This is a genomic window from Lederbergia sp. B243.17 (genome assembly GCF_057657925.1).
Genome location: NZ_JBWBKF010000084.1, coordinates 37,638 through 51,514 on the forward strand (window position 1 = coordinate 37,638; position 13,877 = coordinate 51,514).

The 13,877-nt window shown below is 45.6% G+C and carries 10 protein-coding genes; all 10 read left to right on the plus strand.

From position 1 onward, the window contains the following. Nucleotides 1-48 precede the first annotated feature (48 nt). The 10 genes from araA (at nucleotide 49) to AC0TWI_RS16480 (ending at nucleotide 13,865) form a co-directional block, all read left to right on the plus strand. Nucleotides 49-1,536 (plus strand): L-arabinose isomerase, encoded by a 1,488-nt coding sequence (araA, locus tag AC0TWI_RS16435; RefSeq protein ID WP_488127427.1) that lies wholly within the window; start codon nucleotides 49-51, stop codon nucleotides 1,534-1,536. A gap of 104 nt (nucleotides 1,537-1,640) precedes the next feature. Beyond that, the gene (locus tag AC0TWI_RS16440; protein WP_488127428.1) at nucleotides 1,641-3,128 is read left to right on the plus strand and encodes an alpha-N-arabinofuranosidase; all 1,488 of its coding nucleotides are present in this window, start codon (nucleotides 1,641-1,643) and stop codon (nucleotides 3,126-3,128) included. A 15-nt stretch (nucleotides 3,129-3,143) separates the two neighbouring features. After that, nucleotides 3,144-3,413 carry a DUF6171 family protein gene (locus AC0TWI_RS16445; protein WP_488127429.1) on the plus strand — a complete coding sequence of 90 codons (270 nt, stop codon included), beginning with the start codon at nucleotides 3,144-3,146 and terminating at the stop codon, nucleotides 3,411-3,413. 66 nt (nucleotides 3,414-3,479) lie between these two features. Next, nucleotides 3,480-4,991, plus strand: a complete 1,512-nt coding sequence (arfA, locus tag AC0TWI_RS16450; protein WP_488127430.1) for an arabinosylfuranosidase ArfA — start codon at nucleotides 3,480-3,482, stop codon at nucleotides 4,989-4,991. 97 nt (nucleotides 4,992-5,088) lie between these two features. Further along, nucleotides 5,089-6,141: an aldose epimerase family protein gene (locus AC0TWI_RS16455; RefSeq protein WP_488127431.1), complete on the plus strand. Its 1,053-nt coding sequence runs from the start codon at nucleotides 5,089-5,091 to the stop codon at nucleotides 6,139-6,141. Between the two features lie 18 nt (nucleotides 6,142-6,159). Beyond that, on the plus strand, nucleotides 6,160-7,371 hold the full coding sequence (locus AC0TWI_RS16460; protein ID WP_488127432.1) for a sn-glycerol-1-phosphate dehydrogenase: 1,212 nt from the start codon (nucleotides 6,160-6,162) through the stop codon (nucleotides 7,369-7,371). 23 nt (nucleotides 7,372-7,394) lie between these two features. Continuing rightward, nucleotides 7,395-8,345: a glycoside hydrolase family 43 protein gene (locus AC0TWI_RS16465; RefSeq protein WP_488127433.1), complete on the plus strand. Its 951-nt coding sequence runs from the start codon at nucleotides 7,395-7,397 to the stop codon at nucleotides 8,343-8,345. 24 nt (nucleotides 8,346-8,369) lie between these two features. Then, a complete protein-coding gene (locus AC0TWI_RS16470) occupies nucleotides 8,370-9,335 on the plus strand; it encodes a glycoside hydrolase family 43 protein (protein WP_488127434.1) in 966 nt (321 codons plus the stop codon). 262 nt (nucleotides 9,336-9,597) lie between these two features. Beyond that, nucleotides 9,598-10,713 (plus strand): substrate-binding domain-containing protein, encoded by a 1,116-nt coding sequence (locus AC0TWI_RS16475; RefSeq protein WP_488127457.1) that lies wholly within the window; start codon nucleotides 9,598-9,600, stop codon nucleotides 10,711-10,713. A gap of 242 nt (nucleotides 10,714-10,955) precedes the next feature. After that, entirely contained in the window at nucleotides 10,956-13,865 is a 2,910-nt protein-coding gene (locus AC0TWI_RS16480; RefSeq protein WP_488127435.1) for an extracellular solute-binding protein, read from the plus strand. Nucleotides 13,866-13,877: the final 12 nt, after the last annotated feature.

A 13,877-nucleotide genomic window follows, 5' to 3' on the forward strand; every position in this document is an offset into this window, starting at 1 on the left:
AGCACTGCTCTAATAAAATCTTATAGTTTTGGAATTTAAGGAGGAAGAATGTTGAATACGACAAAAGCATACGAGTTCTGGTTTGTCACAGGAAGTCAGCTACTATACGGTGAAGATGTTCTGCTAGCAGTTGAGGAAAATTCCAAAGAGATTGTCAGCGGTTTGGATCATGACCCGGCGATCCCATATAAAATCGTTTTCAAATCGGTTTTGAAGGATGCAGCTGCCATCAGGAAATTGATCCTTGAAGCAAATGCCGATGAAAATTGTGCAGGCATCATTACGTGGATGCATACATTCTCACCATCAAAAATGTGGATATCCGGGTTGTCATCTTTGCAAAAACCGTATTTGCATTTTGCGACCCAGTTCAACCGCGATATTCCATGGGATACGATCGACATGGATTTCATGAACTTGAATCAATCAGCGCATGGGGACCGTGAGCATGGCTTTATAGCCGGACGATTGAAGGTAAAACGCAAAGTCGTCGTCGGCCACTGGGAGAACGGGGAGATCCGAGAACGGATCGGCAGCTGGATGAGAGCTGCTGCAGCTTTTGAAGAGAGTAAGAATTTGAAGATTGCTAGATTCGGAGACAACATGCGCCAAGTTGCCGTAACCGAAGGAGATAAAATTGAGGCGCAAATCAAATTCGGCTGGACGGTCAATGGATATGGAATCGGAGACCTTGTCCAAAAAATGGAGGAAGTCTCCGAAGAAGAACTTGACCGGCTCATGGCAGAGTATGAAGAGAAATACGATATTGTCGCTGAAGGACTCCATGATGGGCCGATCAGAGAGGCGATCCGTTATCAGGGCAAGATTGAACTTGGGATGAAAGCATTCCTGACAGATGGCGGATATACCGCTTTTACAACGACATTTGAAGATTTGCATGGAATGCGCCAGCTTCCGGGCCTCGCTGTGCAGCGCTTAATGGAGCAAGGCTATGGATTTGCCGGTGAAGGGGATTGGAAAACAGCAGCACTTGTCCGCCTGATGAAGATCATTGCCGGCAATGAAGGAACATCGTTCATGGAGGATTATACCTATCATTTTGAACCGGGAAATGAGATGGTCCTCGGCTCACATATGCTGGAAGTATGTCCAACCATTGCGGCCACACGACCGAAAATTGAGGTTCATCCGCTTGGAATTGGCGATCGTGAGGATCCAGCAAGAATCGTTTTCAATGGCAAGGGAGGTTCTGCTCTTAACGCATCAATTGTGGATCTAGGTCACAGATTCCGATTGCTTGTGAATGAAGTAGACGCTATCCAGCCTGAGAAAGACATGCCGAATCTTCCGGTGGCAAGAGTACTGTGGAAAACACAGCCTTCGTTGAGCCAGGCGGTGGAAAATTGGATTCAGGCGGGCGGTGCACATCATACCGGCTTCTCATATAAGGTCACAACAGAACAGCTTCGTGACTTTGCTGAACTCGCAGGCATTGAAATGATTGTTATCAACAACGGGACGAAAACAAGCGAACTAACGAACGAGCTGCGCTGGAACGAAGCATCATATAAATAACATACAACTTGGCCAAGGCAGGAACCGGCATCCAAGGTCCTGCCCCGGCGAACTCATATGGGCGGATACATAAAAATAAAGATCATGTAACTGGAGGGATTGGAATGACGAATCAAGTCATCATCAACACGGATATCTCAGAAGGGAAAATCAATAAAAATATTTACGGCCATTTTGCTGAACACCTTGGCAGATGCATTTATGAAGGCATTTGGGTAGGAGAGGATTCGCCGATTCCGAATACGAAAGGGATCCGCAATGATGTGCTCGAAGCGCTGAGAAATGTGAAGATACCGGTTCTCCGCTGGCCGGGCGGCTGCTTCGCCGATGAGTACCATTGGAAGGATGGAGTCGGTCCGGAAGAAAATCGCAAGCGCATGGTCAACACTCACTGGGGCGGTGTTGTTGAAGACAACAGTTTTGGCACACATGAGTTCATGCTTCTATGCGAATTGCTCGACTGTGAGCCGTATATTTGTGGAAACGTCGGCAGTGGCACGGTCCAGGAAATGTCCGAGTGGGTTGAATACATGACATTCGAAGGCGAATCCCCAATGGCCAATTGGCGCCGGGAAAACGGGCATGAGGAGCCATGGAAGCTGAAATATTTTGGAGTAGGGAATGAAAACTGGGGCTGCGGCGGAAATATGCGTCCCGAATACTATGCTGATTTGTATCGACGCTACCAAACGTATGTAAGAAACTACGGTGACAACAAACTATACAAAATTGCCGGCGGAGCAAATGTCGATGACTACAACTGGACTGAAGTACTAATGAGAGAGGCGCACTGGCTGATGGATGGTCTCAGCCTGCACTATTATACGATTCCGGGAGATTTCTGGTTAGGAAAAGGTTCTGCCTTGAATTTCGAAGAAGACGAATGGTTCATCACAATGAAAAGGGCCCTTCATATCGATGAACTGATATCTAAGCACTCTACAATCATGGACAAGTATGACCCGCAAAAACGAATTGGTATGGTCATCGATGAGTGGGGGACTTGGTTCGATGTTGAACCGGGTACGAACCCAGGCTTCCTTTATCAACAAAATACAATCCGCGATGCACTGGTGGCAGGTATCCATTTCAACATTTTCCACAATCATTGCGACCGCGTACAGATGACAAACATCGCCCAAACGGTGAATGTGCTGCAAGCGATGATTTTGACGGAAGGCGAGAAAATGATCCTGACGCCAACTTATCATGTATTCGATATGTATAAAGTCCATCAGGATGCAGAGCACCTGGCAGTAGATTCTTCCTTCGGCACGTATGAGTGCAATGGGGAAAAGGTCAGCCAAGTAAGCGTGACTGCTTCAAAAAACAGCGAAGGCAAAGTCCATATCAGCTTGGTGAACATCGACCATCAAAATGGAGCAACGGTCAGCTTGGAGCTTCGCGGCATCCACGCAACGGAAACGAAAGTTAGAGGCACGATTTTGACGGCTGATAAAATGAATGCCCATAATACTTTCGACCAGCCGGATGTTGTCAAACCGGAGGAATTCAAGAACTTGACGATTGAAAACCAGACTCTGACAATCGAACTGCCTGCCATGTCTGTTGTGACATTGGCAGTTGAATAAAAACAGGGCTGCGCCATGGAAAGAAGTCTGTGCAGAGGCTGCGTGGAGGGCGTCATGGTCACGGAGGAAGTGATCCAGGAATTATTGAAAGAAGCCGAGGAGGACATGTCAAAGATTGTCAGCCCGGAAGTCTACGAAGCGCGCCTGCAAATATGCCAAGCTTGCCCTTCCTTGCAATATGGCACAACCTGTGCCCATAGCGGAGATATTATCCGCTATCGGGCCAAATTTAAACAGAAACGGTGCCCGTATGCAGGGAAGCCAAAATGGGACGGGGTGGGGTAGAGATACCCCGCCCTCTTATAAATTTGTCATGGATCCGAAATATCGGTTGAAAAGGGAGAGGAAAAAATGGCGCAAAATAAAGCAAAAATGATTATTGAAAAGGATTTCAAAGTATCCGAAATCGACAAGCGCATCTATGGATCTTTCATCGAACATCTCGGGCGTGCAGTTTATGGCGGAATCTATGAGCCTGGACATCCTGACGCGGATGAAAATGGCTTCCGCAAGGATGTAATCGAACTGGTGAAGGAGCTTCAAGTTCCCCTAGTCCGCTATCCGGGAGGGAACTTCGTTTCCGGCTACAATTGGGAAGATGGGGTCGGCCCTGTTGGGGAACGCCCGCGCCGTCTAGATCTTGCATGGCGGACAACAGAAACAAATGAAATGGGAACGAATGAGTTTATGAAATGGGCCAAGCTGGTGAATGCGGACGTGAATATGGCCGTCAACTTAGGCACACGCGGAATCGATGCGGCCAGAAACCTAGTTGAATACTGCAATCATCCGGGCGGTTCCTATTACAGTGATTTGCGTATTTCCCACGGAGTAAAAGAACCATACAAGATCAAGACGTGGTGCCTCGGCAACGAAATGGACGGATTCTGGCAAATCGGGCATAAAACAGCCCATGAGTACGGACGCCTTGCGCAAGAGACGGCAAAAGTGATGAAGTGGGTCGACCCATCAATCGAACTTGTTGCATGCGGCAGCTCTCACCGGAATATGCCGACTTTCGCGGATTGGGAAGCAACCGTTCTTGACTATACATACGATCATGTTGAGTATATTTCTCTCCATCAATATTACGGCAACCGTGACAATGATCCGGCAAACTACCTCGCTTTATCATTGGAAATGGATGATTTCATTCAATCAGTCATTTCGATCGCTGACTATATTAAGGCGAAAAAGCATGGGAAAAAGAAGATCAATCTGTCGTTTGACGAGTGGAACGTCTGGTATCACAGCAACGAACAGGATCAATTGATTGAGCCATGGAGCATTGCCCCGGCTCAGCTGGAGGATATTTATAACTTTGAGGATGCTTTGCTTGTCGGCTGTATGCTTATTACTTTATTGAAGCATGCCGACAGGGTTAAGATTGCCTGCCTTGCCCAATTAGTTAATGTGATTGCGCCCATTATGACAGAAGATAATGGGGCCGCATGGAAGCAGACGATTTTCTATCCGTATATGCACGCTTCCGTTTATGGCCGCGGCGTTGCGTTGAATCCGATCATTTCCAGCCCGAAATACGACAGCAAAGATTTCACCGATGTTCCTTACTTGGAATCAACAGCTGTTTATAACGAGGAAAATGAGCAACTGACAATTTTTGCCGTCAACCGTCATCTGGAAGAGGCGTTGGAATTGGACGTGGACACCCGAAATTTCGAAGGGTATCGGGTGATTGAACATATCGTTCTGGAAAATGAGGACCTGAAAAAGACAAACTCAGCGATGGCAACGCCTGTTGCTCCCCATTCCAACGGAAATGCTTCCATTGATGGCGGCACCGTTACGGCGGTATTGCCGAAAAAATCATGGAACGTTATTCGTCTGGAGAAACAGAAGTAATCATTGATTTCCATATCCTAACCCATAAAACAGGCAGGGATATGGAAATTCTACTATCTGCACTTGATGTATTTCCGAAAAGAGAGGCTGGTTTAAGATGAAGGTGAACAAAGAACCCTTTGGAAAAAAGGATGGGAAGGCAGTCTACTCCTACACATTAGTGAACGATCATGGGGTGGAGATCCACTGTCTCAACTTTGGCTGCATCATTACAAAAATTATCGTTCCAGATCGCAGCGGAAACTTTGAAAATGTCGTTTTGGGATATGATTCTCTTCAAGAATACGAAAAAGATACGTATTATTTAGGCGCTGCCATCGGCCGGGTGGCAGGAAGGATTGCCGCAGGGGAATTCGAATTGAACGGCAAGCTGCATACCATATCAAAGAATGAAAACAACAACCATCTCCATGGTGGACACAAAGGCTTCAATCAGGCGGTCTGGGAAGCGGAGGAATTTGAAAATGAACAGGAAGCCGGCGTCGTCTTTACTCATGTCAGCCCAGATGGGGAAGAAGGATATCCCGGTACGCTGCATGTCAAGATCACCTATACATTGAACAATGAAAATGAATTTTCCATCCGTTATTCTGGACAATCGGATCAGGACACGCTTGTCACGCTGACAAACCATTCCTACTTTAACTTAAGCGGAAACTTGAAACGCGATATTTTGCAGCATTCCTTAAGAATTAAGAGCGAGCAATTTCTTGAGCTGGATGAAGAGCTTCTCCCGACAGGAACTCTTTTGGATGTGAAAGGGACGGCATTTGACTTTTTAAATGAAAGAAAAATTGAAGACGGAACAGTTTCAGATCATCCGCAAAATAGGATGGCTGGCAGCGGGTATGATCACCCATTTCTTCTAAAAAGTAATCATGACAAGGAAATTGTATTGTCCGATTCGGTAAGCGGCAGGATCTTGACGATTGAAACGGATGAACCTGCGGTTATCGTCTACTCCGGCACCCAGATCAAGGAAGTGGGAGAGGTCGGCAAGGTACCAGCAAGCAAATACTTGGGCATTTGTTTGGAAACACAAGGAGTGCCGGGCGCCATCCATTATCCTGCGTTTCCGTCATACGTATTGAAAAAGGATGAGGAATACCGTTCAGAAACAACATATACATTCGGGACAGTCGAAAACTGAGGGCAGGAGGGAACGCCTATGCAAGAGACTCTTGAAGAAATAAAGGCTTTGGTTCGAACATGCCAGTGCGGAAACGCACATCATTCAATCCCAATTGAACAAATCTGCATCGCTCCAGATGCCTTGGAGGCTGCAGTCACGTTTATTCAGGAAAAGGGCTTCAAACAAGTTGTTATAGCAGCGGATAAAATTACATACGAAGCCGCAGGGCGACGCATCCACAATCAATTGACAGAAGCCTCGATCGATTGTTCGGCAGCCATCGTGCTGCCTGACAGGAACAACGATGTGGTGGCGGATGAACGGTCACTCGTCCAAGTACTTTTGGAAATTCCCCCTAATGCGGATGTGATCGTTGCTGTCGGAGCTGGCACGCTTCATGATATTTCCCGTTTTTGTGCTTATAAGATGGGGTTGCCGTTCATTTCCGTGCCAACTGCCTCGTCGGTGGACGGTTTTACTTCCATGGGTGCGCCGCTCATTGTCAGGGGAGTGAAACGGACGTTTAAAACCATCTCACCGCTTGCCGTATTTGCGGATTTAGACTTGCTAAAGAAGGCCCCGCGAGAAATGATTGCAGCAGGATTTGGCGATATGGTGGCAAAATACACCTCGCTTCCCGATTGGACATTTGGCCATCTGGCGGCTGGTGAGCCATACTGCCCGCTCGTTGCCCAGCTGACAAGAAATGCCTTGGATGAATGTGCGGCAAATGTGGAAGAAATTGCGAAAGGCAGTGAAGAAGGAATCCGCGTATTGACGGCTTCCCTCATTCAATCAGGTCTGGCGATGCTCATATTCGGACAATCCCATCCAGCATCTGGAGGAGAGCATCATCTATCGCATTTTTGGGAGATGGCGTTTTTACAGCAGCAAAGGCCGATGGTACTGCACGGAGCAAAAGTTGGTGTAGCAACGGTGCTATTAGCCGGCTTATATCGCGATTCGTTTCTTGAGCAGCTGCAATCATTCGAATCCCTGGCAATGGATGAGAAACTGCAAAACGCCATCCGCAAACAATTGCCGGACATCATTGCCTGTTTCCGGAGCATTCCGGAACCATCCCATCTACGTGAAATGATTGAAGGCGTGGGCGGGAAAGTCTTGCCTGAGGAGCTCGGAATCGACCAAAAGCTTGTGCGAAATGCTTTGGCGGGAGCCTATCATTTGCGTGACCGTTTCACGGCACTAAAATTCATAAATACCATTGCGAAAGTAGATTTTACATAAATCCAATAGGAAAGGTGATTGCTATGGCAAACCAAGAACTCTATAAAAATCCCGTTCTGGAACAAAGAGCAGACCCTTGGGTGTACAAACATACGGACGGATACTATTACTTTACCGCTTCTGTCCCTCAATTCGACTGCATCGAGCTGAGAAGATCGAAGACGATTCAAGGTATCGGGACGGCCGAGCCCGTAACGGTTTGGACCAAGCATGAAAAGGGGCCGATGAGCGCGAATATTTGGGCGCCGGAAATCCATTTTCTCGATGGAAAATGGTATATCTACTATGCTGCGGCAAGAGAGGATGCCATTTTTGATCACCGAATGTATGTGATTGAAAATGCCTCACCGAACCCGCTCGAAGGACAATGGGTGGAAAAGGGGCAAGTGAAAACAGATTGGGAATCATTCTCCCTTGATGCTACGGTTTTTGAGAATAAAGGGAAGCGCTATTACGTCTGGGCACAAAAGGATCCTAAAATTGAGGGGAATTCAAACCTTTACATCGCTAAAATGATCAATCCATGGACAATCGAAGGTCCGCAAGTGATGATTTCAACACCGGAATATGACTGGGAAAAAATCGGTTTCCTTGTAAATGAGGGGGCGGCCGTAATCAAACGGAATGGCACAATCTTCATGACCTATTCCGGCAGTGCCACCAATCACCATTACTGCATGGGCCTTTTGACTGCAGATGAAAATAGTGATCTACTGGATCCGGCATCCTGGCATAAAACGGAAGTACCTGTATTTACGACAAATGAGGAAGCCGGCCAGTACGGACCGGGACATAACAGCTTTACCGTTTCAGAAGATGGAAGCCGGGACGTGCTCATTTACCATGCTCGCAATTATAAGGAAATCGAGGGGGATCCGCTTTGGGATCCGAACCGGCATACACGTGCTCAAGTATTTACGTGGAATGAAGATGGCAAACCAAATTTTGGCGTACCGGCAGCGGATGCCAACTGACGCTATTCGGAAGGAGATTCCATCATGGTAAACGTGACGGCAGCAGAAGCAAAACGATCGAAGGATTTGATTATTGAGCAAAGGGCCGATCCATGGGTATATAAGCATACGGATGGATATTATTACTTTACCGCTTCCGTCCCGGAATACGACCGGATTGAGTTGAGGCGGTCTAAAACGATCAAAGGTATTGCAGAGGCGGAAGCTGTGGCAGTTTGGCGAAAACATGAAACTGGACCGATGAGCAACTTGATATGGGCTCCGGAAATCCATTATATCGACGGGGCATGGTATATTTATTTCGCCGCAGCCCATTCACCTGAAATTGCTGATGGGTTATTTCAGCACCGGATGTTCGTAATTGAAAATAGATCAGCGAATCCACTAGAAGGTACTTGGGAAGAAAAAGGACAGTTAAAGACAGATTGGGAATCATTTTCTCTTGATGCGACCACATTCGAACATAACGGCCAGCACTATCTTGTCTGGCCGCAAAAAGATCCTGCGATTAAGGGGCACTCGAATATATATATCGCACCGCTTGAAAACCCGTGGACAATTAAAGGCCCGCAGGTAATGATCTCAAAACCGGAATATGACTGGGAAACGAAAGTCTTTTGGGTGAACGAAGGCCCTGCTGTATTGAAGCGGAACGGAAAGATCTTTATTTCCTTTTCCGGGAGTGCGACGGATGAGAATTACTGCATGGGATTGCTTATAGCTGAAGAAACAAGCGATGTCATGGATCCGGCTTCCTGGACGAAAACAGAAGCGCCTGTATTCCAAACCAATTATGAAACGGGCCAATTCGGCCCCGGACACAATAGTTTTACTGTCTCAGAAGACGGAAGCGAAGACATCCTTGTCTACCATGTTAGAAATTACACAGAAATTGTTGGTGACCCGCTCTACGACCCAAACCGGCACACTTGCGCCAGGCCAATTACATGGAAGCCGGACGGAACACCTGACTTTGGCACACCGCAGTAACCCTAAAGGGTCCACCAGCGGGATGGAGGCTGTTTCTATCGAAACGGCCTCTTTGCCTTGTCTTAAAGGAAAATAAACTCGTCCGGTCAAAATATCCCATTACGAGAGTAAATCAAACTTTTTGATTGATTGTACGTACATTTTATACTAACATGAAACAAGACCTATCCGACTGCTGCATCCCCTATTCCAGGTGAAGAATGATACAAGCAGTTAATTTAGATATGGGGGGCAAACGCAGTTGAGCGAAACAAAATACAATATGGTGAAACGGTGGATCAAGTCCCAGATTCGAGCCGGTACGTACGAGCAAAATGAAAAGATACATTCCGAAAGTGAGTTAATGAAACAACTCTCGGTCAGCCGTCATACCATCCGTCTTGCGATCGGCGAACTGGTCAGAGAAGGATGGCTGTACCGTGAACAGGGATCTGGCACTTTTGTGGCTGACCGGACCGCAGCATCCAGCATGACGAGCGACGCGAAGCAGAAAAATATTGCCATCATAACGACCTATATATCCGATTATATTTTCCCATCCATCATACGGGGGGCTGAAAGCGTCCTCAGCCAAAAAGGCTATCAAGTCAGTCTTTTCAGCACCAATAACGATTATGAGAGTGAACGAAGAATATTAGAGACGATTATCTTGCAAAAATTTGACGGGGTTATAGTGGAACCGACCAAAAGCGCGGCATCCAATCCGAATATTAGCTACTATTTAAAAATGGAAGTACTTGGAATACCGTATATTATGATCAATGCAAACTACGACGTACTAGAGCCGATATGCGTTGTGGTCGATGATGAAAAGGGTGCTTTTATTCAAACAGAGCATTTAATCAAGCGAGGACATGAGAACATTATCGGCTTTTTTAAAACCGATGACCAGCAGGGGACAAAACGAATGAAAGGTTACTTAAGTGCACACCGTACTTATGGCATTCCGTTGAAGCCGAAAAATATTATAACTTACGATACGAAAGAGAAAGCAAATAAACCTGTTGAACTGCTCAGTCATATACTGGATACATCACAAGAGAGGCCGACAGGAATCATCTGTTACAATGATGAATTGGCCATGAGGCTGTTAGACGTGATTCGGCAAAAGGAGATCCAAGTTCCGGAAGAGATATCCTTGATCGGCTTTGATGACTCCTTTTTTGCGGAAGTTTCAGAAGTGAAGCTGACGACGGTCCGGCATCCCAAAAGTAAAATGGGGGAAGTAGCGGCAGAAATGATTATTCAAATGATTGAAAGCAAGAATCTAGAAAACAGTGACAACGTCCTGACTTCTTATGTCTTTGAACCTGAAATTGTTTTGCGGAATTCAACAAAAGAGAAGAATAGCGAACTGGCATTTGTAAAGAACTATTGAAGAAACCTGAGGGATTTCTTCTTTTTTTTGTGCAACAAAGGAGAGATCTAAAGAAGTACGTATATGATTATTTTAGCACGTACAAGTTTAAAGAGATTGTCAGGATAATAGTCAGAATAATATTGACATGTACGAACAAGCGGATTATACTTTGTTTATATTAGAATGCGCTTTCAAACAAAAAATCATAAAAATGAATAAACTCTACCAATAAAATAGTAAAACCCTTGGGAGTGATGAATTTGAAGGTTTTCTTCAATCATAGACGGAATGTAATCATCGTAACAGCCATTTTTCTATGTTTATCCCAACTTTTCTATGGGGCGGCAGTAAGGGCTGAAACACCATCCTCGCAAACCGGGAGCACCGCTAAACTAGAGAACGCGGCAACGGGGAACATGGAAGAAAAGTATAGCGAGTACATAGAAAAACAAAACGGGCAGCCATATGCTGGAGAAAAGATCCGGTATGACAATATGAAAGAACTTTCAAAGGATCAGGCAAAAATTGAATCATTTGACGGTGAGGAAGTTGTCAGAATCGAACAGGGCGGGACGGTTGTGTTTCATATTGATGTTCCGAAAGCCGGGCTTTACCAAGTCGGCATCAATTATTTGGTCGACAATCAGAATATCCTTCCCGCACAAGCAGGCATGCAAGTCAATGGACACTATCCGTTTTATGAATTGAGAAACCTGGTGTTTGAAAGCAGCTGGAAGACACCGGACACAATTCCTAAAGATAAATATGGGAACGAAGTTGTTCCTGAAGCAGAAAAAATAATCAAATGGGAAGAGAAACGGATCGCCGACTCCAGTTATCGAACCAGTGACCCATTTCTAATCCAATTAAACAGCGGAAACAATGAAGTTTCTTTGGAAGTGCTGGAGGGCAGCATCCTGATTAAATCGTTTTTCCTGGCTTCTCCGCAACAACTGCCATCGTACAAGAAAGAAAAAGTATCCGGATCAGAGCTTATCTTGATCGAAGCGGAAAACATAACAAACCGAAATGACTCTTCGATCCGCGCAGGCGCAGAATACAATGTGGACGTAACTCCATATAAGGCAGATAAACGTGTATTGAATGTTATTGACAGCACGGCCTTTAAAAAGGCCGGTCAAAAAGTGGAATATGAATTCGAGGTCAAAAAGTCCGGATACTACTATCTGGGAATGAATTACCGCCAGAAGGCGAAAGTAGACTTCCCGGTTTTTGTGAATATTACAATCGATGGTGAAATTCCGTTTAAGCAATTTAAAAATTACCCGCTGCAATATTCACAAGATTTCAAAAATTCGACGATGGGTGATAAAGATAAAAAGATTCCTGTGTATTTGGATGAAGGTGTCCATACAATTGGTCTTGCCATTAGCTTGGATTATGTCAAACCGACAATGGAAAGAGTTGAAAGCATGATCAAGGAGATCCAGAACCTCTCCTTGGAAGTGACGAAGCTATCGGGCACAAACATTGACCGCAATCGTGATATTAACATTAAGCAATACATGCCGAATGCAGAAAAGGACATGCTCAAGCTGGCAGATGACCTGAACAAATTATATGAAAATATGAAAACGTATAACAAAGATGTGGATGATATCGGTGCTTTCTCTTCTCTAACAATTGCGGAGAAACAGTTAAGAAGTCTTGCAGCGGAAACGGATAAATTGCATATCCGCAAAAACGAACTGGCAACAGGCACGAACTCTGTAACAGCGTATTTGGGAAATCTGCTCCAAGCGATAAATGATAACGGTTTAGCAATCGATAAAATTTATTTTTACCAGGATGAAAAGGACATCCCGAAACAAAAAGGGATGTTTGTGAAAGCGTTTGAGGGAGTTAAGCGATTTGTTCTTTCCTTCAGCAATCAGGACTATTCTGTGAAAAACGTAAATGATGAGCACCTGCAAGTGTGGGTGAACAGGCCGAGGCAGTATATCGAAATTCTGCAAAAGCTGATCGATGAGGAATTTACACCACAGACAGGAGTGAAGGTGGACATTTCTCTAATGCCGGATCAAAACAAACTGATCCTTGCTAATGCTTCAGGCGAAGCACCCGATGTGGCCACTGCCTTAAACTATGCATTGCCCTATGACCTTGCGATCAGGGGAGCTTTGCAGGATCTGACGGAGTTTGAGGACTATGATGAAGTGAAAGACCGATTTCCTCAGGGGCTCCTCGTACCGGGGACGACAGATGACGGGGTTTATGCACTCCCTGAAACGATGAATTTCTGGGTGCTTTTCTACCGGAAAGACATTCTGGATTCGATGCAGCTTCCGGTTCCTCAGACGATGCAGGATGTGAAGAGCTATCTGCCTGAATTGCAAAGAAAAGGAATGAACTTCTTTTATCCGACCGCAGGCATGATCGGCCTGAAGTTCTTCGCAGGTACCACGCCGATCATCTATCAGCACGGAGGAAGATTTTATGGGGACACAATTGGCAAGACGACACTGAATGAAGAAAGTGCGATAGAAGGCATGAGAGAGCTGACCGAGCTGTCAACCATTTACAATACACCATTTGAAGTACCGAGCTTCTATCAGCAATTCAGGGATGGTTCCCTGCCAATCGGAATTTCAGATTACTATATGTACAATCTGATCTTAAATGCGGCTCCGGAAATTGCAAATTCATGGGAAATTGCTTTAGTGCCCGGTGTGGAAAATAACGGCGATATTGAAAGATGGTCAGCCGGTGGAGCGGAAAGTAACGTCATTTTCAAAGATTCGAAAATGAAGGAAGAAGCTTGGGAGTTCCTCAAGTGGTGGTCAAGCAAAGAAACACAGGTAGCATTCGGCAATTCCCTACAGGTGACGTACGGTCAGGAGTATATCTGGAACACAGCCACAATAAAAGCATTCGAAGATTTGCCTTGGATCACGAAACACAAAACGGTGATCCTGGACCAAACGAAGTGGCTGACGGAAGTTCCGCGGGTTCCTGGAAGTTATATGCTGGAACGTGAATTAAGTAATGCATACAACACGATTGTCTTGGATGGGGAGAATTTGCGAACGGCAATCGACTTGGCAAGCAAGAGGGTCAATCGGGAAACATATAGGAAGCTGGAAGAATTCGGCTACATGAAAAATGGTGAAATGATCAAAGCGTATCAAAACCCTGAAACGAAAAAATAGCGTCGGAGGACA